Raw genomic sequence first — 21,841 nt, 5'->3', positions numbered from 1 at the left:
TCAAATAAACGGGGTTCGAATAAGCACTAGGGCGCGTTCCGGTGGAGCGCGCCCTAGCCTCTTAATCTTGCAGTTCGAAGACCGCGGGATCAGGCCTGAGCGGCGACCTCTTCAACTTCGGGCTCGTCCAGAGCACCGAGGTCAACGCCCGAAGCCTGCTGCGCACCGCGGTTGCCCTTGGTGGCTGCGGCGGCGATGGCGTCGCAATAGAGGCGGATCGCGCGGCTGGCGTCGTCATTCGCCGGAACCGGGAAAGCGATGCCGTCGGGCGAAACGTTCGAATCGAGGATCGCGACGACCGGGATACCCAGCGTGTTAGCTTCCTTGATCGCCAGCTCTTCCTTGTTGGCGTCGATCACGAACATGACATCGGGGATGCCGTTCATGTCGCGGATGCCGCCCAGCGACAGCTCGAGCTTCTCGCGCTCGCGGGTCATCTGAAGGACTTCCTTCTTGGTGAAGCCATGGGTGTCACCCGACAGCTTCTCTTCAAGGGTCTTCAGACGCTTGATCGAGCCCGAAATGGTCTTCCAGTTGGTGAGCATGCCGCCCAGCCAGCGATGATTGACGAAGTGCTGACCCGACTTGCGAGCAGCTTCAGCGATCGGGTCCTGCGCCTGGCGCTTGGTGCCGACGAACAGAACCTTGCCACCGGCGGCGACAGTCGCCGACACGAAGTCGAGCGCGCGGCCGAAGAGCGGCACGGTCTGCGACAGGTCAAGGATGTGGATGCCGTTGCGCTCGCCGAAGATGTACGGCTTCATGCGCGGGTTCCAGCGGTGGGTCTGGTGGCCGAAGTGGGCGCCAGCCTCGATCAATTGGTGCATGGTGACGACAGGAGCCGCCATAATATTTCTCCTTCCGGTTTAACCTCTGGGAATCAGGAACTGGGGCGTCACGCCGTCAGCACCGGATATGTGCGATTCCCATGTGGAATGGCGCGGCCCTTAGCGCGGCGCCACGCGCGATGCAAGGGCTTGACGACGCCTGAAAATTGGAACATATAGAGAACATGGGAACAAATCGGACATTCGACCGGTTTGGACTTCAATCAGGACCTACGGTTCTCAGCACAGGAAGAGTGAGCGGTCTTATGTTCACCATTGTTGCAGCTACGGTTTTCTTCGCGGCCTTTCTGCTCGCCGCCAGCGTGATAATCGGGATGTTCGCGCTCTATCATGAAAAGATGGTGGCCGCCCTGCTGTTTGAGCCCATCCCTCAAGAGCCGCCAGTGTATCGCCTGCGGATCAGCCGCCGCCGTGCCGCGCCAAGCCGTCCGCTTGCTCCCGCTGCAACACGGCCGCACGCTTTCGCCGCCTGATCCGGTTCGTCATGTCCCGGTGGCGGTCGCTTGTTGCCGTCGGACTTTAGCGTAGGACATCATCCCGAACGGTATCGTCACGAGATATATGGCGCACAGGAATAGCAGCGTCAGCCAAGGGTCGGTGATCAGCAACGCGGCGAGCAAGCCAGCGACGGCGATCGCCTCAAGTCTGATCCTTTTGCGGAGCCGCAGCGCCGACCAGGTGTAGGTCGCAATGCTGGAAATCATCAGGAAGGCAATGAAGGCCGTCCAGGGCGCAACCACATACCAGGCCCGAAAAATTTCCTGCCCTGTGACCAGCCACAGATAAAGTGGCACGAACGCCAGTCCAGCCCCCGCAGGCGCTGGCACTCCCGTCAGGAACCCGGCTGATTTATGCGGCTGTATGTCCGCGTCGATATTGGCGTTGAAACGCGCAAGCCGCAGCGCGCACGACAGCGCATGCGCCAGTGCGAATATCCAGCCGAACTTCGGCATGGCGTGCAGCGACCAAAGGTACAGGATTAGCGCTGGCGCAACACCAAAGGCGATGGAGTCGGAAAGCGAATCCAACTCAGCGCCGAATCGGCTTTCGCCACGCAGCAGCCGAGCGATGCGACCGTCGAGCCCGTCCAGCACGCCCGCGATCAGGATGGACAGGACCGCCCTCTCCCACTCTCCGGAAATGCCATAGCGCACGCCCGTCAGGCCAAAGCATAGGGCCATTGCAGTGACGGCATTGGGCGCGACCATCCGTAGCGTGATGCCCCGGCGAAGCCCACGCGGGATAGCGCGCCGCTGTCTCATTGCTGGATACCCGAAATGACCCGCATGTCGCCAATCTGGCCGAGGATGGTCTCGCCCGCAACGGTCCTTTGCCCCAGCACCACGCGCGGCGCCGTTCCAGCGGGAAGATATACGTCCACACGGCTGCCAAAGCGGATGAGCCCGATCCGCTGCCCCGCCGCGATCATGTCGCCCGGTTTCACGAACGGCACGATCCGCCGCGCCACCAGCCCTGCAATCTGGGTGAAGCCGACGCGCACGCCGTCATGGCGCTCCACCAATATGTGCTGCCGCTCATTATCCTCGCTCGCCTTGTCGAGGTCGGCGTTCAGGAACTTGCCCGAAATATAGACGACCGACTTCACCGTCCCGCCGATCGGCGTGCGGTTGATGTGGACGTCGAAGACACTCATGAAGATCGACACGCGGATCATCGGCTGATCGCCAAGGCCGTCCGCCCCAGCCATCTCACGCGGCGGCGGCACGCGCTGGATGAGAGTCACCAAGCCGTCGGCGGGCGCAACGATCGCCCGCTCATCCTGCGGCACGGCGCGCACCGGATCGCGGAAGAAAGCGAACACCCAGATCGTCACCATCACCATCAGCCAGCCGGGTATCGTCCAGCCCACCAGGAACAGCACTATCGTAATCGCCGCAGCAATCAGGCCGAATTTCATCCCCTCCGGATGCACCGAAGGGAAGCGCCACTTCACATTGCCGCCCAAGGCGACGGAGATTTCGTCATTTTCCATGGCACCTGTCTTTAGGGACAGTCACTTGCAGTGACAACGGCCGATCCTGCACTGAACGCACGGCAAGCCTGACGTCCTGCGACCGCCAATGCGCAGTTGAACATTGCCGCCGCTTTCCCTAGGGCGTGTCGCAATTGCATCCAAACAAAGAAGGCGAAGAGGCGCATGGCGAAGATCAAGGTCAAAAACCCTGTCGTGGAGATCGACGGCGACGAAATGACGCGGATCATCTGGCAGTGGATCCGTGAGCGCCTCATTCTCCCCTATCTCGACATCGACCTCAAATATTATGATCTGAGCGTCGAAAAGCGCGACGAGACCAACGACCAGATCACCGTCGATTGCGCCAATGCGGTCAAGCAATATGGCGTCGGCGTGAAGTGCGCCACCATCACCCCGGACGAAGCGCGCGTTGAAGAATTCGGCCTCAAGGAAATGTGGAAGTCGCCCAATGGCACGATCCGCAACATCCTGGGCGGCGTCGTGTTCCGCGAACCGATCGTCATCAAGAACGTGCCCCGTCTCGTTCCCGGCTGGACCGACCCCATCGTCATCGGCCGTCACGCATTCGGCGACCAGTATCGCGCCACCGACTTCCTGGTCCCCGGCCCCGGCAAGCTGCGCATGGTGTGGGACGGCGCGAATGGCGAGAAGATCGAGAAGGACGTCTTCAACTTCCCCAGCCCGGGCGTGGCCATGGGCATGTACAATCTGGACGATTCGATCCGCGACTTCGCTCGCGCCAGCATGAATTATGCGCTCGATCGCGGATGGCCGCTGTATCTGTCGACCAAGAACACCATCCTCAAGGCTTATGACGGCCGCTTCAAGGACCTGTTCCAGGAAGTGTTCGACAATGAATTTGCCGATCAGTTCAAGGCGCAGGGCATCGTTTACGAACACCGCCTGATCGACGACATGGTCGCCTCCGCCCTGAAGTGGAGCGGCAAGTTCGTGTGGGCGTGCAAGAATTATGACGGCGACGTGCAGTCCGACACCGTCGCGCAGGGCTTCGGCTCGCTGGGCCTCATGACTTCCGTCCTGCTCTCGCCCGATGGCAAGACCGTCGAAGCGGAAGCCGCGCACGGCACCGTCACCCGCCACTATCGCCAGCACCAGCAGGGCAAGCAGACGTCGACCAACCCGATCGCGTCGATCTTCGCCTGGACGCAGGGCCTGGCCTATCGCGGCAAGTTCGACGACACGCCGGAAGTCACGAAGTTCGCCGAAACGCTGGAACGGGTCTGCATCGAAACCGTGGAAAGCGGCGCGATGACCAAGGATCTTGCCTTGCTGATCGGTCCGGATCAGGCATGGATGACCACCGAGCAGTTCTTCGAGGCGATCCGCGCGAACCTCGAAACCGCCATGGGCAATTGGAACTGATCCAGCCTTTTAGGCATTCAGTACGGAAACGGAATAAGGCGGTGCCGTCCAACGGCGCCGCCTTTTCCATGGCGGGAGATCGGCGATGACGACAGCAACACGCAAACGGCTGGAGGTCCGCACCGCGGTGCCCGCCGACGTTCGCGGCATCCAAAGGCTGATCGCCCGCGTCTATCCCGGCATGGCCAACTATTCGCTCGCAACCCTGCGCGGCCAGATCAACAATTTCCCTAACGGCTGCTTCGTCGCCCTCTACGACAACAAGATCGTCGGCTATTGCGCGACCATGCGCGTCAGCCGGTCGATGGCCTTTTCCTTCCATGATTGGGAAGAAATCACCGCCAACGGCTTTGGCACCCGGCACAGTGCCGCCGGTGAATGGCTCTACGGCTATGAAATGGCGGTCGATCCCAAGCTGCGCGGGCTTCGCATCGGCCAGCGCCTCTATGACGAACGCAAGGAACTGGCCGAAGAGCTGGACCTGCACGGCATCGTTATCGCGGGCCGCATGCCCGGCTATGCTCGCGCGAAACGCCGGGTCGATGGCCCCGCCGATTACCTAGACAAGGTGGTCCAGGGCAGGCTGCGTGATCAGGTCATCAGCTTCCAGCTCAAGAACCAGTTCGAACCGCTCGGCGTCCTCGAAAACTACCTCCCCGAAGACAAGCAATCCGACGGCCACGCCGCGCATCTTGTCTGGCGCAACCCCTATGTCGATCCCGACGAAGCGCCCGAAATGCGGGTGCCGCGCGGCGTTGAGAGCGTTCGCCTAGCCACCTGCCAGCTTCAGGCCCGCGCCGTTTCCGACTTCGATGAATTTATTCGCAACATCGAATATTTCGTTGATGTTGCAGCAGATTATCGTTCCGACTTCATCGTCTTTCCGGAACTGTTCACCCTCCCCCTGCTCTCATTCGAAACCAAGAAACTGTCCCCACTGGAGGCGATCGACAAACTCACCGGCTACACACCGCGTCTGACGAAAGAACTGACGCGCATGGCGCTGGAATATAATATCAACATCATAGGCGGCTCCCACCCGACGCGCGCCGACGATGGCGACATCCAGAACATCGCCTATGTCGCCCTGCGCGACGGATCGGTCCACACGCAGGAAAAGATCCACCCGACCCCCAACGAAGCTTTCTGGTGGAACATCAAGGGCGGCGATTCGCTGGACGTGATCCAGACCGACTGCGGCCCGATCGGCGTCCTCATCTGCTATGACAGCGAATTTCCCGAACTCGCCCGCCGCCTCGTGGATCAGGGCGCGCGCATCATCTTCGTTCCCTTCTGCACCGACTCGCGCCTTGGCTATATGCGGGTGCGCTACTGCGCGCAGGCGCGGGCGATCGAAAACCAATGCTATGTCGTCATGTCCGGCAATGTCGGCAATCTGCCCAACGTCGACAACATGGACATCCAATATGCGCAAAGCGCCATCCTGACACCCTGCGACCTACCCTTCGCCCGGGACGGCATAGCGGCGGAGTCCACCGAGAATGTCGAAACGCTGACTATGGCCGACGTCAACCTCGCCGACCTCAGCTGGGCGCGGGCGGAAGGCACGGTGCGCAACCTCCGCGACCGCCGCTTCGACCTTTATCATATCGACTGGGACAGCAGCCCGGATCACGCCCATGCCCCCAGCGGCGGCCCGGTTCCCGCTGGCGGCCACAATGCGCCTGGTGGTGGGTGAGAGGATCGAAGCTTGGCTACCTTTTCGCTCCCTACCTCATGCAAAGGAATGTCTCGAAGGGATGGTTTTGGGCTTTCCTGCCCTTAAGAACAAGAAAGGGGCTTCGACAAGCTCAGCCCGAACGGGGAGAATATGAGCTGTTTCAAGGCATGATCGTCTCATGCCTATCAGCGCCTCACTTCGACATCGATATCGTGACCGACGCCATCCCCGAAGGCAGCGCGCGGGGCTTGTCGATCACCACCTCGGCCTGCCGCACATGGTCGAAGGCGAGGCAGGATCGCGCCAATTCGGCGCCGAACGTCTCGATCAGCCCGATGCGCTTTTCCGCCAGCATCCGCGCCAGTTCGTGGACGCGGCGATAGTCGATCGTCGCCCCCAACATGTCCTCCGTCACCGGATCGACCAGCAGCGTGATGCTGACCACCAGCGGCTGGAACGTGCCAATCTCGTCGGGGTTGATGCCAATGTCCGCCATCAGCGGCAGTTCGCGCACGGCGACCCGCGTGGTGGAGCAGGACTCAGCCAAGAGCCGCCGCCCGCTTCGCCGCCTGCACCGTATTGGCAAGCAGGCAGGCGATGGTCATCGGCCCCACCCCGCCCGGCACTGGCGTCACCGCTCCAGCATGGCCGAGTTCGTCAAAGGCACAATCGCCCACCAGCTTTTCCTTCCCATCCTCGTCCATCACGCGGGTGATGCCGACATCGATCACGATCGCGCCAGGCTTCACCCAATCTCCTCGCACGAGGCGCGGACTGCCGGCGGCGGCAACGACGATATCGGCAGTGCGCACGATGTCGGCCAGGCCCTTGGTTGCGATATGTGTGACGGTCACCGTGCATTCGCGTTCCAGCAGCAGCATGGCGACGGGCTTGCCAACGATGTTGGACTTGCCGATCACGACGGCGTTGAGGCCCCGATACTCCTTCACGACCGTGTCGAGCAGGCGCATGCAGCCGAGCGGCGTACACGGCACCAGCCCACCAATCCCAGTCGACAGCCGCCCGACATTGACGGGATGGAACCCATCCACATCCTTGGCTGGATCGATCGCGTCCAGCACCCGCGTCGCATCGATCTGCGGGGGGAGCGGCAACTGCACCAATATGCCGTGGACGCCCGGATCGACATTCAGCGATGCGATCAGCGAGAGCAGCTCGGCTTGCGCGATGGAAGTATCCAGCCGATGTTCGATCGACCGCATGCCCGCTGCCTTCGTCTCCTTGACCTTGCGGCGGACATAGATCTGGCTTGCCGGGTCCTCGCCCACCAGCACGACGGCGAGCGTCGGCAGCACGCCGGTGCGCGCGCGCAGTTCCACCGCCTGGCGCGCCGTCTCCGCGCCGATCGTGTGGGCGAGCGCCTTGCCGTCGATGGTCCGGGCCACGCGCGGATCAGTTGCGGAAAACGACTGTGCGGCTGTCATTGACCAGAACCCTGTCTTCCAGATGATATTCAACCGCCGTCGCCAGCACGCGCCGTTCGATGTCGCGGCCCTTGCGAACGAGGTCGTCGGGGCTGTCGGCATGGCTGATCCGCTCGACATCCTGATGGATGATCGGCCCTTCATCGAGGTCGGCGGTGACATAATGTGCGGTTGCGCCGATCATCTTGACGCCGCGTGCATGGGCCTGGTGATAGGGCTTGGCGCCCTTGAAGCCGGGCAGGAAGCTATGATGGATGTTGATGCAGCGGCCAGACAGATAGGCGGCGAGATCGTCCGACAATATCTGCATGTAGCGGGCTAGCACGATCAGTTCCGCGCCGGTTTCCTCGACCACCGCCTTGATCTGCGCTTCCTGCTGCGCCTTCGTGTCTTTGGTGACGGGCAGGTGGTGATAAGGAATGTCGCCGATCATCGTGGTGTTCAGCGCGGCCATCGGATGGTTGGACACGATGCCGACCACATCCATCGGCAATTCGCCGATGCGGTGGCGGTAGAGCAGGTCGCCGAGGCAATGGTCGAACTTCGACACGAGCAGCAGCACCCGCCGCCGCTCTGCCGCGTCGCGCAGACTCCATTCCATGCCATGGTCGTCGGCCACCGGTCGAAAGGCAGCGCTCAGCTTATCGATGTCGTTCCACGGCGCGGTCAGTTCGACCACCACCCGCATGAAGAACAGGCCACTTTCACGATCGTCGAACTGCTGCGCCTCAAGGATATTGCCGCCATGCGAAGCGAGGAACGCCGCGACGGTGGCGACCAGGCCCGGCCGGTCGGGGCACGACAGTGTCAGGATGCAGGTCTGGGTCAATCGATCCCCCTATGGATGATGTGCGTTAATTCTGGTTCGACCGGTGCTGCCCGATCCACTCCGCCGTCCGCGCCAAGCCGCCGAACGGATAGAAGTGCAGCCGCACCGGACCATGGCCGGAATGCAGGCCAGCGGCGATGTCGCCCACCAGCCGGTCTGGCCCAGCGGCGCCCAGCAGGCGCGACAGGGAAATCCCGTATTTGGCAAGCACCGAAGCGGACGCGCCCACGCCGCAATGGGCAGCAAAACGCAGCAGCGTCTTGATCCCCGCCGGCCCCGGCACACCGATCCGCACAGGCGCATCGATGCCCCGCCGCCGCAGTTCGATCAGCCAGTCGAGCACCGGCGCCGCATCGAACCCGAACTGGGTGACGATCAGCGGGGCCATGCCGCGATCCGACACCTCCGCGCACTTCGCCAGAAGCGCGCTCCACCGGGCCTCTTCGTCCATCACCGGATGTCCTTCCGGATGCCCCGCAATACCGATCGCCTTCACGCCATGCGTTTCGAATAGGCCGGTGCGAAGCAACGAAAGCGCATCCTCGAACGGCCCCGCAGGAACGGGAGGATCGCCCGCCACCAGGAACATGCGGCGCACGCCTGCTTCCTCGGCCGACCGGCGCACCGTCTGTTCCAGCTCCTCAAAGGACCCGATCCGCCGCGCCGACAGATGCGACATGGGTTCAAAGCCAAGGTCACGGACCAGCTTCGCCGCGTCGATCCGCGCATCGATCGTCTCACCCGGCAGGAAGGTGATGGCGATCGGCGTTTCCGGCGCCAGCATCGACGCGGCAGAACGCAGGGCGTCGCAATCCTTGGCCGTCATCTCGATCGAATAGCCATCCGTGATCCGCTTGGGGATATGCTGTTCCCAGTTCGGGTGGATCGTCGCCGCGCCCGCCATGACCGCTCTCCTGAAGTGTTTGGGCTTTGCCGAGCAGCGTCGGCCACTCGATCTTTTTGCCATTTCTTCTCTAGCGCCTTTCCTTCAATTCGTATATAGGAAATTTCACGAATACGAATTAAGGTGATTTCATCGTGTCCGCTTCCACCGCAAATCTTGTCCTTCTGCCCGGCCTTCTCTGCGATTCCCGCATGTTTGGCGCGCAGCTGAAGCGTTTCCCCGACGCCTTCGCAATCGATGGCTTTGGCGCGTGTGACAGCATCGCGGAGATGGCGCAGCGCGTGATCGCCTCTGGCCCCGAGAAGATGGCGCTGCTCGGCCATTCTATGGGCGCACGGGTCGCACTAGAGGTTGTGCGGCTTGCCCCTGAGCGCGTGGAAAAGCTCGCTCTGATTAGCACCGGCACACACACCGTCCGTGAAGGAGAGGCAGAGAAGCGCCACACCCTGCTGGCGCTCGCCCGGGCGGAGGGCATGGCCGCACTGGTGGACCGCTGGCTTCCCCCCATGGTCGCCCCTGCCCGCCGCGCCGATCAAGAGTTGATCGCGCCGCTGCACCTGATGGCGACGCAGGCGGGCATCGACACCTACGCTGCGCAGATCGCCGCCCTTCTCGGCCGCCCGGAGGTCGAATCGCTGCTGCCCAACATCGACTGTCCAACGCTGGTCGCGGTGGGCGACGCTGATGAATGGAGCCCGCCCGAACAGCACCGCTCCATCGCCGCGCGCATCCCCGGTGCGCATCTCAAGATCATCGCCAAGTCGGGCCACATGCTGCCCGCCGAAGCGCCTGATGCCCTTAACGAAGCCATAGCCGACTGGCTGGACATGCCCGTCGGCTCCAATACCATGATGGGAGACGATGAATGACTGAAAGCCTGCAAAATCTGGTCGAAGGCAAGGGTGACCTCGTTCACTTCCTGCGCAACCAGCAGACCGGCCCCAACGCCTATCCGGGCGTTCCTGCGGAATATTCCAACTGGCGCAACGAACAGACCGCATGGGCGCAGAAGGCCGTGCTGTTCAATCAGTCCTATCACATGGTCGATCTGGAAGTCAGTGGGCCCGACGCCTTCGCGATGCTGAACCATCTCGGCATCAACAGCTTCAAGGGCTTCATTCCCGATCGCGCCAAACAGTGGGTGCCGGTCACGCCCGACGGCTATGTCATCGGCGACGTGATCCTCTTCTACCTTGAGGAAAACCGCTTCAACCTGGTCGGCCGCGCACCCGCGATCGAATGGGTAGAATATCATGCCCAGACCGGCAAGTGGAACGTAACCGTCGAACGCGACGAGCGCACCGCCGTCCGTCCCGACCCGGAAAACCGCAAGTCCTACCGCTATCAGCTGCAAGGGCCGAATGCGATGCAGACCCTTGAGGCGGCAATGGGCCAGACCCCGCCCGACCTCAAATTCTTCCACATGACCACGCTCGACATCGCCGGTTGCAAGGTGCGCGCGCTCCGCCACGGCATGGCGGGCCAGCCGGGTTATGAGCTGTTCGGTCCCTGGGCCGAGCGCGAAACCGTGCGCCAGGCGCTGATCAAGGCGGGCGAACCCTTCGGCCTGACGCTGGTCGGTGGCCGGACCTATTCGTCCAACACGCTGGAATCGGGCTGGATCCCCTCCCCGCTGCCTGCCGTCTACAGCGGCGAAGCGCTCAAGCCCTATCGCGAATGGCTGACCGCCAACTCCTACGAAGCCAAGGCGTCGATCGGCGGCAGCTATGTCCCCGACAGCATCGATGGCTATTATCTGACCCCCTGGGATCTCGGTTATGGTCTGTTCGTGAAGTTCGATCATGATTTTATCGGCCGCGAAGCGCTGGAGAAGATCGCGGCCGGACCGCATCGCAAGAAGGTGACGCTGGCGCTCGACAGCCAAGACGTCGCTCGCGTCATCAGCTCCGCTTTCCAGAAGGGCGACCGCGCGAAATATTTCGAATTCCCATCGGCGGTCTATTCGATGCACCCCTATGACTCGGTGCTGGTCGATGGCAAGCAGGTCGGCCTGTCCACCTGGGTCGGCTACAGCGCCAATGAAGGCCGCATGCTGACGCTGGCGATGTTGGACGCCGAATATGCCGAGCCCGGCACGAAGGTGACGCTGCTGTGGGGCGAACCCGATGGCGGCACCAGCAAGCCGACCGTCGAGCCGCATATCCAGGTCGAAATCCACGCCACTGTCAGCCCCGCGCCCTATTCCGAAGTCGCGCGTGACAGCTATGCGGATGGATGGCGGACCCGCAAGACCGCCTGATCATCCAACCGGCGGGGTGTTTTTCTCCCGGCATCCCGCCGGATTTTTTGGGGGCAGTGCTGCTGTGCTCCTGCAAAGGCAAGAGCCTAATTCGGCGCTTGGACCTGGGCTCCTGCCTTCGCAGGAGCACGGCGTATATCCTTCACCCGTTTGCCCTGAGCGCGAACGGCGCCGGGATCAGCGGCATGCTTCAAGCAATATCGAACAAAGCCGCCGTCCGTGTCAGCGCGGACACCACGCGCCGGTCGAGTTCCTCATCGAACCGCACTACCGGCACGGCGACGCTGAACGCCCCGGCCACTTCCCCATCCGCGCGCGCCACATAGGCCAAGCCGTAAATGCCGGGCGTGCTTTCTTCCCGCGTGCGCGCCACGCCCGTCTGCCGCACCAGCCTGATCTCCTGCCGCAGGGCATCCGCGTCCGTGATCGTCGTGGGAGTCAGCGCCTCGCGACGGCTTTCCTCCAGATAGCGTTCGAACTCTTCGTCCGGCATCGCCGCCAGCAAGGCCTTGCCCGCCGAAAAACAGTGGAGCGGCGTGCGACGGCCGGTCTGCACGGCATAGCGCAGCGCATGGTCGCTGGTTTCGGTGATCAGCGCTTCCATCTCCCACCCCTTGCGCACGAAGAAGGAGCTGGTCTCGTTCAGCTGGACGCGGAGCGACCGCACCAGCGGCGCGGCCCGTTCGGCGAGCGAGAAGGCAGGCGTCGGCCCCTGTAACCGGGCCAACCCCGGCCCGGCGCTGTAGCGGCGACCTTCGCGTTGCAGATAGCCGCGCTCCGTCAGCGTCGCGAGCAGGTAGGACAGGCTGCTGACAGGGATCGACAGAGCCTGCGCGATCTCCTGCGCCACTAGTGGGCGGCGGCACGACACGACATATTCGATGATGTCGATCGTGCGCATGGCGGATTTGACGGTGGGCGATAGCGTCTGTTCGTTCATGGCCCGACTGTAGCATCAGGAATGAAATGGAATAGCCTCATGCCGAAAAGATGAGCGATCCGCTGCGTTCCAGGAAACGCCATCCTCCAGTGGTGCGGATGAACCTGTCCTTGAATGATCCCACCAACGGCGTGCCTGGGCCGACGAATAACAGCATAGCGCTTTCGCCTGTGGCCTCATCTGTGCTGAGAACGTCGATGACGACATTGGCGCAGACATGGCGGGTGGTACGCGGCGGGCGGGCGAGGAAGGCGGCCAATATAGCTTCGCGGCCAACAATCGGCTGATCGGGCGCGGTTGGCCGGGATAACCGGCCATCATCCGTGAACAAATGGGCTGCGGCTTCCCATTTCGCCGCATCGTTGAGATTGGCATAATGGTGGACGAGACGGGTACAATCCCACTCAATTGCGCGGCGCTGGTCAGGGGTTGGGAAGCTCATGAGGCCTTCGGCGCTGCGGCGTTGCGTGGCAGGGGCCTGCTCCTGGTCATTTTGCAATCCATCCGCCGGGAGGCGGGCTGCTCCTCCCGGCGGACGCCCCCGCTCAGAGGTAGAGTTGCGGGTTGATAGGCAAGTTGTTTTCCCGACAGTAGCTCTCATAATGGTTGATGAACCACCATACGTCGGCCGTCTCCACGAACTTGCCATCCTCGTCGTAGAATTCGATCGGCCCCTGCATCCATCCCCACAGCTTGCCACCCTGGGGATGCTCGCTGACCAGTGTGTGCCGTTCGCCGGGCACTTCCAAGAAGAAGTCGCCTGGGCCTGCGACCCAATCATGCTCCAGATAGCGCAGGCTGCCTTCCAGGCACATCATGACCAGCCGCCCGCGATGCTTGTGCGTGCCGACGACGCCCGGTCCTTTCAACCAGAGCACATTGCAATAGATGTTCTGGCGGACGTCGAACGCGAGGTGACGAATGGCGGCGTTGGGGCCGAACGGCACCCAAGGACTTTCCGCCTCCGACGGCCCGATGAAGCTGCCCTTGACGCCATGCGCCTCAATCACATGAGACAGGTTTTCGGGCACATCGACGATCTTGAAGGCGGTCGATGGGGGGGCGGTCATTACAGTGGACATGATGATGCGATCCTGTTTCCGTTATGTGGGGTTGATCAGAACTTCACGCCCAGCCTGGCATACCATTCGGCCGGACGATTATAGGTGCCGTAGAATTGCCCCCCGGCGATCTGCGCCTGACCCGTGGTCAGGAAACGTTCGTTGAAGACGTTAGTGCCGCCGACCGTGACGCTGTAGCGGTCGTCGGGGAGGCGCAGCGTGACGTTGGCGTTGACGACGTTCGACGACTTGCGATCGAGCAGGAACGTGCCTTCCGTGTCGTTGCGCATCCGCGACGTGTAGGTCCAGTCGGCCAACATTATGAGCTTCGCGCCGCTGCTGCCCACATCCAGCTCGACGCGCGGGCTGACATTGACCTTCCAATGCGGCGTCTTGGGCAGTTCGGCACCCACGAACACACCGCCCTGGATCACGCTGGGCGCGACAACCGCGCCCGGCAGTACCGAGGTATATTTGGCGTCGATATAGCCGAGCGATGTCGTCAGGGCGAAGGCGCGGATGGGCGCGAAGACCGCTTCGGCCTCGAAGCCCTTGATGCGGGCGTCACCGGCGTTCTGGATGGTGGGGGACACGCCCTGCTGGAAGTTCAGCTGGATGCCCTTATAGTTGGTGGTGAAGGCCGCGAAGTTTAGCTGCAGACGCCGGTCGAACAGCTTCGACTTGAGCCCGATTTCCCAAGTCGTCGCCTTTTCCTCGTCAAAGCTTGGCGCATCGGGCAACGGGTTCGACAAGCGCGTCGTCCAACCGCCGGTCTTGTACCCTTTCGACCAGGAAGCATAGGCCATGAGGTCGTCGCTGGGATAAAGCTGGACGCCGATCTTGGGCGAGAAATTGTCGAAGGTCTTGCGGTTCACGCCACCGGGATAAAGCTGCAGCGGGGCGTTGGCGTTGGGGAAGCCTGCCGCGATCCGGCAATCGTCGCTGATCGGGGTCAGCGATGCGCAGGGCGGGACGCCAAAGCCGTTCAGGATCTTGTAGGTCAGGCCGTTGAGATCGGTCTGAAACCCTTCGAACGACTTCTTTTCCTTGGTATAGCGCGCGCCGACCGTGATGCCGATCAGGTCGATCGGCTTAAAGTCCAACTGCCCGAACACAGCGCCATTCTTGGTGCTCAGAAGGTTATTGCCGTCGATAGACAGCAACCCTTCGGCGAAGGTCACATATTCATGAAGGTTACCCGACTCTTCGAAATAATAAGCGCCAAGAACATACTTCAGCCGTTCGTCCAGCGCGTTGCCCAGCATCTGGAACTCCTGGCTGAACTGCTTCTGGTTCATCTCGAAACTGATCTGAAGCATGTTGAGCGGCGACCCGTCATTATCCAGCCCCGCCTTCCAGTGCAGTTCGCGATAAGCCGTAATGGATTTCAGCGTCAGGCTGTCGGACAGATCATATTCGATCGTTCCTGCGGCGCCGTAGGATTGCATGCGCGAGAAGTTGGATCCCGTTGCGTAGCTGCTGTCCTTGTCCCCCGTCACAAAGCGATTGTCGTAAGGTAGGCGGTTGTTGTCGGGATTGGCGTCGGCGTTGACGCCGAAGATCGCGGGCAGGTCAAACAAGCCGGTGCGCCCGGCACGCCGAAAGGCATAGACGAAAGACGGCGGGCCGTTGCCGCACCCGGTGGATTGGCCCGCAATGGCGCAGTTATAGCTGCCCGCGAACACATCGAACGCGCCGCCCGCGACATTGGGCGTGGTCGCCAGCAGTGTGTTGGGGAGCTGTTCCTGCTTGCTGTTGCTATAGTCCCCGGTCAACGACACGCGCACGGCATCGCTCGGTTCCCAGCGCAGCTTGGTGCGCAGGCTCCAGGCATCTTCGCCGCCCTCACGGCCGATCCCGGCATTTTCATAACCGGACGCGGAATAGGCGGTCGCCGGTTCGACCTGATAGGTGCCCGGCTGCGCGCCCGGGAAAGGCTTGCGCTTAAAATAGCCGTTGCGCGTCTTGACGGAAAAGGACACCGAGCTCGCCAGCGTGTCGCTGATCGGAATGTCCGCCGTGCCGCGCGCCTGGAACAGCCTGTAGCTGCCCACCGTCGCATCGCCAATGAAGCGGAACTTGTCGCCCGGATCATGGGTGACAATGGAAATCGCGCCGCCGATGGTGTTGCGGCCGAACAGCGTGCCCTGCGGACCTTTAAGCACTTCGATCCGCTCGACGTCCCCCAGTTCCTGGTTCGCGCCGACCGAACGTGCCAAATAGACGCCGTCCAGATAGACGCCGACGCCCGGATCGATGTTGAACGCGAAGTCGTTCGATCCGATGCCGCGGACATAGGCTGCCAGCACCGATGACGACCCGGAAAAGGGCGTACCCGCATCGAATGTCACATTGGGGGCCAGGCCCGAAAGCGACGCCACGCTCTGCACCGCGCGCTCCTGCAATGCATCGTTGGTGAAGGCGGTAATCGCGATCGGCACCTTCTGCACATTTTCCGAACGACGCTGGGCCGTGACGACGATGTCCTGGACGCCACCGGTCTGGGGCACTTCCTCAGCGGCAGGCACCGGATCGGGCGTGGCGGCGGTGCCAGTGGGTGCGGGCGTCGCTTCCTGGGCATACCCCGGTGTCAAAGTCCCGGCCGCTATGGCCAGCACCGACGCAACGGGCAATGCGGCTATCATCTTGATCATGGTTCCTCCCCTCGGCAATGGACGCTTTTCGCGCTCCCCATCGAAATGACAGAAACCCGCCTCTCCCGCTTGCACTGGAGCGCTACCGATCAGGACTCCAGCGCAATTTGATTCATTTCCGCGAATTTTTCACGGATGCGAATTATTGCCTTGGTCAGTTTGCCAGATAGCCGCCATCGATCGGGATGCACGCGCCGGTGATGAAGGCCGCCCTGTCCGACAGCAGGAAGGCCGCAAGGTGCCCGCACTCCTCCGGCTCGCCCAGCCGCTTGATCGCCTGGGGCGCAAGCAGCGCTTCCAGGAACTCGGGCGAAGTGCCGTCGAGCAGCTTGGAGCGGATCGCGTTGGGCAGGATGGCATTAACGCGCACATTGACGTCGCCATTCTCCCCCGCCGCCGTTCGCGTCAGACCAAGGATCGCATGCTTAGTCGCCGCATAGACGCCTGCTTCGCGGAGGCCCACCGCTCCCGCGATGGATGAGACGTTGACGATGCTGCCGCCACCCTGCTCCCGCATAACGGTCAGAGCGCCGCGCATGATGCGGAAGCAGCTTTTGAGGTTCACATCGTTCACCTTGTCCCACAGATCATCGCTGCTGTCCGCCAGCATGGATTTAAGGCCGATGCCCGCATTGTTGACGGCGAAGTCGATACGCCCGTCGATCGCGCGCGTCTGCGCAATCAGCGCGTCGATATCGGCCGCGCTGGTAACATCGGCCGCCATAAAGCGCGCGGTGCCGCCCGCCGCTTCGATCTCCGCAACCGCTTGCGCGGCTTCTGCCGCAGAGGAGGTGAGGTCGCTCAACACGACATGCGCCCCTTCCGCCGCCAGCACCTTGGCGATGCCGCGCCCGATGCCGCTGGCAGCGCCAGTGACAAAGCCCGTTTTCCCGGCAAGCAATCCGTTGGTCATCTGCGTCACTCCTGCATGCTGATGATAGGCGCGCTCCTGCGATCGGAGCGGCCGATGGGCGATCTTTGGAAATTACCGCTGGTCAGGCGCGCGCGATCTGGCGCCCTTCGCGAGGTGAATAGCCGTGCCGCTTGCGGAAGCAGCGCGCGAAATAAGCAGGGTCGTTGAAGCCGAGTTCAAGGGCGATCGCGGTGATGTTCGCCGCCCGGTCGGCCGCGAGCATTTCCAGCGCCCTTTCCAGCCGCCTGTCCAATATATAGGCGCGCAGCGTCGTGCTTTCGGCCGCGAACCAGGTCTGGATCGTTCGCGGCGATATGCCAACTTCGCGCGCGATGGATTCCGTGTCGAGATTCGGGTCGCCCAGCCGTGCCTCCACGATCGCCTTGACCCGCGCCAGTCCCCGGCCATCGACATTGGGGCCGCCGCGCACAGCGCTGCGCAAGGCAAGGCCCAGCAGGTCCAGCATCAGCGTTTCGGCGCCCTCGGCCCAACTTGGATCAGGCGGCGCGGCGCGGCTCTCCGCCTCTCGCCACAGGGCAAGAGCGAGTTGGTGAAAACTGTGGACGGTCGGCGAATTGCCGGGCGTCGGACTGCCGATATGGAGGTCCAGCTGCGGCACCCGCTGTTCCAGTTCATGGCGGGCGACATCGACCACCATCATTTCATGGGATGCAACCTCGATCCGCATCGGCGCTGCGGTGGTGCAGATGGAAAGGTCGCCGGGCCGCAGTACGCATTCGCGGCCGGATTGGCGCTGCTCACTGAGGCCAAGGGTCTGGAGGTGCACCAGCAGCCGCTCTTCGCCGTGGTGGCGGGCGCTGCGCGACACGACCGACGATTCCGCCCGCGCCTTGAAAATGGTGAGGTCGCCCAGCGTCCAACAGCCAAGCTGACCTAGAAATTCGCGATTGGAACTGTCGATCATCAGCCCGGCGGACCGGCCAGAGGCGATCCTGTTCCAGTAAGCCAAGCGATCACGCCTGGCGACGTCCTGCGTCGAGAATTGCTCGATCATCCACCGCTCTCCTGACTGGAACAGTTTCACATAAATTATGAAAAGGAAATAGTGGCGGTCGTCATCCTATTGACCTTCATCCGGCTCGTTGCAGGTGATGGGGTCATAATCATCGTCAAGAGACTGATAAATCTTATTTTATCTCCGTTTCATTCCCTCCCGTGGAATATATCTTCAGACCAAGACTTAGAAAAAATGAATATCTGCGGATCAGTTCGAATGATCGCCACGGCCCGATGTGGGGCCACAGCAGACCTAAAGCTCGTTCGGAGGCCGAAGATTTCTCGGCGCGTGCGAGGTGGAGCGTGCAATGAACCATCTTCTTACTGTGCCGCCGCAATCGGCCCGACCAGAATGTGGTGTGAAGGCCATGGGTTTCCTGTCGGCCTTCGATCAACCCTATGTGCTTTTAGACGACGCATCCTCGCCCAACGGCGACGTCACGCTCTTCACCCATCCGATGCAAGTGATCGAGGCTGCGACGCTCTCGGAAGTCGTACCTGCACTGGAAGCGGTGCGCGCAGCTACGAGACAAGGCGCACACGCCGCCGGGTTTGTCAGCTATGATGCCGCCGCCGCCTTCGATCCCGCCATGCCGGTTACCCCCTCCTGCGGGCCGCTCCTCTGGTTCGGGATATTCGGGACCCCATTGGTGCTTCCGTCACAAATATTCGCGAACCTGCTCCCCACCGATGCGACGTTCCGCATGGGGCCACTGACGCCCGCCAGCACGAAAGAGCAGCATATGGGGCGGATCGCAGACCTGCTCGAACTCATTCGTGCAGGCGATCTGTATCAGGCCAACCTCACTTTCCGCGCCGGGATGGACTTCGACGGTGATCCGCTGGCGCTCTACACCCGGCTGCGGCAGCGCCAGCGTGCTCCTTATGGCGCGATCATATCCACTGGCGCAGACCTCATCTTCTCCTTCTCGCCGGAGTTGTTCTTCACGGTGACTGGGCGCGACATCGCCTGTCGTCCGATGAAGGGTACAGCGGAGCGACATGCCGATCCCGCAGCGGACGCCGCTGCCGCGCAGTCGCTCGCCGCTGATCCCAAACAGCGCGCCGAAAATCTGATGATCGTCGACCTGATGCGCAATGACCTGTCGCGGGTGGCGGAGCCTGGATCGGTGAAGGTGCCGCAGCTTTTCTCGGTCGAAACCTATCCGACGGTCCACCAGATGGTCTCTGCCGTGACGGCGCGCCGCCGCGAGGATGTGGACGCTTTCGACATCCTCGCCGCCCTGTTCCCCTGCGGCTCAATCACTGGAGCGCCCAAGATCCGTGCCGCGCAGGTGATTGCACAGCTGGAAGACAGACCACGCGGCATCTACACAGGATCAATCGGCCATTTCAGCCCGGACGGTGACGCGCGTTTCAACGTCGCGATCCGTACCCTGACCGTCTCACCGGCAGAACGGCGGCTGACGATCGACCTCGGGTCCGGCATCGTCGCTGACTCCGATCCTCTCGCGGAATGGGAGGAGTGCCTGACCAAGGCACGATTTCTCGACTAGAGCATTTTCGAAGCAGACGGCATCATCTGCTGGCTCGGAAAATGCGGAAACAAAAGACAAATGGAGCATGATCCGATCCAGTCTGATCGGATCATGCTCTAGGATTGCTTGCAGCGATGCCGAGCTTGTTCGGTCTGGCCTGATCGAACAAGCCCCAAAGCACCAATCCTGAAACCCGCCACCCGATGGCGGCGGGTTTCCCTCAACTTCAGAAGGTGAAGCCTGCGCGAATGCCATATTCGCGCGGCGCACCGTAAAATTCATTGAGGCCGAACTGGCCGCTGACATAGCGCTTGCCGGTCAGGTTGGTGCCATAGGCCTCGATATGGAACTGGCCGGTGCGCAGGGTGACAAGGCCGGACAGCAGGCCATAGCCTTTGATCCGGTCGGTCACCGGTGAATAAGCGAGATTGGTGAAGCGCGGGCCGACATAGGAATAGCTGACGCGCGGGGTCAAAGTCACCTCGTCTCCCAGCTGGAATTCATAGGCCGCGGTGCCGCCGTAGGTCCATTTGGGCGAATAGAGGTTGGGGCCGCCATCGGTGGTGACGATGTCGGGAGTATAGTTGTAGCAAGCCGGAGGCGCCGAGCCGACGCCCGGCGGGCATTGCGGACCCAAGCTCCCGGGCGGAAGGGCGCGGATATTGATGAAGGTCAGCCCGGCCAACTTCGAATGGACATAAGCGACATTGGCGTCGAGACTGAAGCCGCCGAACTTGCTCTGCAACTGGGCTTCAATGCCCTTAATCTTGCCTTGCGAGATATTCTGGACGCCGTTGAAGCCGGTCGTCGGTTCGATCACTTCGAACTGGAAATCGGAATAGTCATTGTAGAAAGCCGAAATCTGCGTGCGGACATGCTTGTCGAACAGGCTCGCCTTCCAGCCGATTTCATAGTTCCACACCATTTCCGGCCGGAACTCGGAATCCACCGCGTTGAAGCCGCCGGGCTTATAGCCGCGAGCGACGAAGGCGTAGAGCAGATGGTCGTCATTGACCGTCCAGTTGATCGCCGCCTTACCCGTCACGCGACCATCCTTGTGCGATCCCGCAAGACTCGCTACCGGCAAACCGCCGGGCGGGAAGCCGGGGATGCCAGCGCCAATGCGCACATCGCCCACGCCGCTTGCCTTATAGTGCGAATAGCGCGCGCCCAGCTGCAACTGGACATCAGGCGTCACGCGGTAGCTGCCCTGCGCGAAGATGCCCGTCGTGGTGCGCTTGTTGTCCGGGTCGATGTCGGTCGGAAAGCCAAAGGTCGTTTCGCGGATACGCACCTTGATTTCGTTCCGTTGGAAATAGCCGCCCAATATCCATTCAAGCGTTTCGCCGGTGGGAGAGATCAGGTTGATTTCCTGACTATATTGCCGTTCGCGAGCATAATAGTCCTGCGCGATGCCATCTGGAGCAGGCGAGGCATCGACATCGTTGACACCTTCGATCTTCTTGCTCTGATAACCGCTGATCGACCGCAGCACGATGCCGCTGGCGAATTCCTGCCGCAGTTCCAGGCTGGAGATAAACGCCTTTTCACGGATCGCCACCGGTGTGTCGTAGTTCAGCGTGTAAATGTCGCCGGTCCGGTAGGAACCAAATTCCGTGCCCTCAATCGGGCGATAGGCATAACCGCCAATGTCGCGGTCGTTATACTGGACCTTGAGCAGCGCGCGGAAGTCTCCGGGCTGCCACAGCACCCCGAGGCGTCCGCCCTTCTCATCCAGCTTGCCCGCCTTGTTGTTGAAGGGGCCGACATCCTTGAAATAGCTATCATGGCCCCGGTAGAATCCCGCACCGCGCACCGCGAGAGTAGAGGATAGCGGCACGTTGACCGCGCCTTCCAGCCCGAAATTCCCCCGGTTGCCAGCGCTCCCTTCGGCATAGCCATTGACGCCATTCAGATCAGGATTGCGCGAATTGATGAAGATCGCGCCACCGGTCGAGTTGCTGCCGACCAAAGTTCCCTGCGGACCGCGCAACACTTCAACGCTCGCCAGATCATAGAAGCTGTTCGCCTGGACGATCGGCGGCTGGAACAGCCCGTCGACATAGGTGGCGACACCTGCGGTCACATTGGGCGAGTTGCTCGCAAGGCCGATGCCGCGAATGTTGACCGCCGACGTGATACCCGCGTCGGAAATCGACAGCGCAGGCGTCGCATTTTGAAGATCGTTGAGGCGAACGACGGCATTCGCCTTCAGGTCGTTAGCGTCCAGCGCGCTGGCGGCAACCGGCACCTTCTGCAGATTTTCCGTCCGGCGCTGGGCCGTCACGACGATCTCGCCCAGCGTGTTGGACGATCCCGCCTGCGGGGCCGCTTCCTGCGCCCAGGCGGATGACGTCCACAAGGTCATGATGGCGGTGGAGCCCGTCAGCAATATGCGTTTCATTCTTCCC

20 protein-coding genes are annotated in these 21,841 nt (G+C 62.0%); 6 read left to right on the top strand and 14 right to left on the bottom strand.

The features are described from left to right. Positions 1–89: 89 nt before the first annotated feature. The gene (gene rpsB, locus ACWNC0_RS11695) at positions 90–848 is read right to left on the bottom strand and encodes a 30S ribosomal protein S2 (protein ID WP_196224072.1); all 759 of its coding nucleotides are present in this window, start codon (positions 846–848) and stop codon (positions 90–92) included. A 245-nt stretch (positions 849–1,093) separates the two neighbouring features. On the opposite strand from rpsB, the gene ACWNC0_RS11690 reads away from it, so the two are divergent. After that, positions 1,094–1,321, top strand: a complete 228-nt coding sequence (locus ACWNC0_RS11690; RefSeq protein ID WP_449471762.1) for a hypothetical protein — start codon at positions 1,094–1,096, stop codon at positions 1,319–1,321. A gap of 9 nt (positions 1,322–1,330) precedes the next feature. On the opposite strand, the gene ACWNC0_RS11685 is transcribed toward ACWNC0_RS11690, so the two are convergent. Continuing rightward, positions 1,331–2,110 carry a CDP-alcohol phosphatidyltransferase family protein gene (locus ACWNC0_RS11685; protein WP_449471761.1) on the bottom strand — a complete coding sequence of 260 codons (780 nt, stop codon included), beginning with the start codon at positions 2,108–2,110 and terminating at the stop codon, positions 1,331–1,333. Next, positions 2,107–2,841 carry a phosphatidylserine decarboxylase gene (locus tag ACWNC0_RS11680; protein WP_449471760.1) on the bottom strand — a complete coding sequence of 245 codons (735 nt, stop codon included), beginning with the start codon at positions 2,839–2,841 and terminating at the stop codon, positions 2,107–2,109. The genes ACWNC0_RS11685 and ACWNC0_RS11680 overlap by 4 nt, the downstream gene beginning before the upstream one ends. A 165-nt stretch (positions 2,842–3,006) precedes the next feature. On the opposite strand from ACWNC0_RS11680, the gene ACWNC0_RS11675 reads away from it, so the two are divergent. Beyond that, positions 3,007–4,227 (top strand): NADP-dependent isocitrate dehydrogenase, encoded by a 1,221-nt coding sequence (locus ACWNC0_RS11675; protein WP_449471758.1) that lies wholly within the window; start codon positions 3,007–3,009, stop codon positions 4,225–4,227. A gap of 85 nt (positions 4,228–4,312) precedes the next feature. Then, on the top strand, positions 4,313–5,926 hold the full coding sequence (locus tag ACWNC0_RS11670; RefSeq protein ID WP_449471756.1) for a GNAT family N-acetyltransferase: 1,614 nt from the start codon (positions 4,313–4,315) through the stop codon (positions 5,924–5,926). 175 nt (positions 5,927–6,101) lie between these two features. Here ACWNC0_RS11670 and ACWNC0_RS11665 read toward each other — a convergent pair whose 3' ends face one another. Genes ACWNC0_RS11665 through ACWNC0_RS11650 form a run of 4 tightly spaced genes read right to left on the bottom strand, consistent with a single transcriptional unit; the run spans position 6,102 to position 9,086 of the window. Then, the gene (locus ACWNC0_RS11665; protein WP_449471754.1) at positions 6,102–6,455 is read right to left on the bottom strand and encodes a dihydroneopterin aldolase; all 354 of its coding nucleotides are present in this window, start codon (positions 6,453–6,455) and stop codon (positions 6,102–6,104) included. After that, positions 6,448–7,353 (bottom strand): bifunctional 5,10-methylenetetrahydrofolate dehydrogenase/5,10-methenyltetrahydrofolate cyclohydrolase, encoded by a 906-nt coding sequence (locus ACWNC0_RS11660; protein ID WP_449471752.1) that lies wholly within the window; start codon positions 7,351–7,353, stop codon positions 6,448–6,450. The genes ACWNC0_RS11665 and ACWNC0_RS11660 overlap by 8 nt, the downstream gene beginning before the upstream one ends. Next, on the bottom strand, positions 7,322–8,182 hold the full coding sequence (purU, locus tag ACWNC0_RS11655; RefSeq protein WP_449471750.1) for a formyltetrahydrofolate deformylase: 861 nt from the start codon (positions 8,180–8,182) through the stop codon (positions 7,322–7,324). Before purU ends, ACWNC0_RS11660 begins: the two co-directional genes overlap by 32 nt. 25 nt (positions 8,183–8,207) lie before the next feature. Then, positions 8,208–9,086 (bottom strand): methylenetetrahydrofolate reductase, encoded by an 879-nt coding sequence (locus tag ACWNC0_RS11650; protein WP_449471748.1) that lies wholly within the window; start codon positions 9,084–9,086, stop codon positions 8,208–8,210. 134 nt (positions 9,087–9,220) lie between these two features. Between ACWNC0_RS11650 and ACWNC0_RS11645 the strand changes: the two genes are divergently transcribed. Then, complete coding sequence (locus ACWNC0_RS11645; RefSeq protein WP_449471747.1) at positions 9,221–9,955, top strand: alpha/beta fold hydrolase; 735 nt, start codon at positions 9,221–9,223, stop codon at positions 9,953–9,955. After that, entirely contained in the window at positions 9,952–11,346 is a 1,395-nt protein-coding gene (desA, locus tag ACWNC0_RS11640; RefSeq protein WP_449471745.1) for a syringate O-demethylase, read from the top strand. The genes ACWNC0_RS11645 and desA overlap by 4 nt, the downstream gene beginning before the upstream one ends. Positions 11,347–11,536: 190 nt before the next feature. On the opposite strand, the gene ACWNC0_RS11635 is transcribed toward desA, so the two are convergent. From ACWNC0_RS11635 to ACWNC0_RS11610, 6 genes are all read right to left on the bottom strand, one after another. Then, positions 11,537–12,286 (bottom strand): IclR family transcriptional regulator, encoded by a 750-nt coding sequence (locus tag ACWNC0_RS11635; RefSeq protein WP_449471744.1) that lies wholly within the window; start codon positions 12,284–12,286, stop codon positions 11,537–11,539. Between the two features lie 37 nt (positions 12,287–12,323). After that, complete coding sequence (locus tag ACWNC0_RS11630) at positions 12,324–12,728, bottom strand: nuclear transport factor 2 family protein (protein WP_449471742.1); 405 nt, start codon at positions 12,726–12,728, stop codon at positions 12,324–12,326. A gap of 103 nt (positions 12,729–12,831) precedes the next feature. Continuing rightward, positions 12,832–13,368: a 2,4'-dihydroxyacetophenone dioxygenase family protein gene (locus ACWNC0_RS11625; RefSeq protein ID WP_449471741.1), complete on the bottom strand. Its 537-nt coding sequence runs from the start codon at positions 13,366–13,368 to the stop codon at positions 12,832–12,834. Positions 13,369–13,403: 35 nt separating this feature from the next. Then, the gene (locus ACWNC0_RS11620) at positions 13,404–16,001 is read right to left on the bottom strand and encodes a TonB-dependent receptor (RefSeq protein WP_449471739.1); all 2,598 of its coding nucleotides are present in this window, start codon (positions 15,999–16,001) and stop codon (positions 13,404–13,406) included. Between the two features lie 154 nt (positions 16,002–16,155). Beyond that, the gene (locus ACWNC0_RS11615) at positions 16,156–16,914 is read right to left on the bottom strand and encodes an SDR family NAD(P)-dependent oxidoreductase (RefSeq protein WP_449471737.1); all 759 of its coding nucleotides are present in this window, start codon (positions 16,912–16,914) and stop codon (positions 16,156–16,158) included. Positions 16,915–16,996: 82 nt separating this feature from the next. Beyond that, entirely contained in the window at positions 16,997–17,929 is a 933-nt protein-coding gene (locus ACWNC0_RS11610) for an AraC family transcriptional regulator (protein ID WP_449471735.1), read from the bottom strand. Positions 17,930–18,239: 310 nt separating this feature from the next. On the opposite strand from ACWNC0_RS11610, the gene pabB reads away from it, so the two are divergent. Next, complete coding sequence (gene pabB / locus ACWNC0_RS11605; RefSeq protein ID WP_449471734.1) at positions 18,240–19,448, top strand: aminodeoxychorismate synthase component I; 1,209 nt, start codon at positions 18,240–18,242, stop codon at positions 19,446–19,448. Between the two features lie 208 nt (positions 19,449–19,656). Here pabB and ACWNC0_RS11600 read toward each other — a convergent pair whose 3' ends face one another. Next, positions 19,657–21,834, bottom strand: a complete 2,178-nt coding sequence (locus ACWNC0_RS11600) for a TonB-dependent receptor (RefSeq protein WP_449471732.1) — start codon at positions 21,832–21,834, stop codon at positions 19,657–19,659. Between the last annotated feature and the right edge of the window lie 7 nt (positions 21,835–21,841).

This window comes from Sphingobium chungangianum, from assembly GCF_977014255.1.
This window is presented reverse-complemented; position numbering and strand designations above follow the sequence as displayed.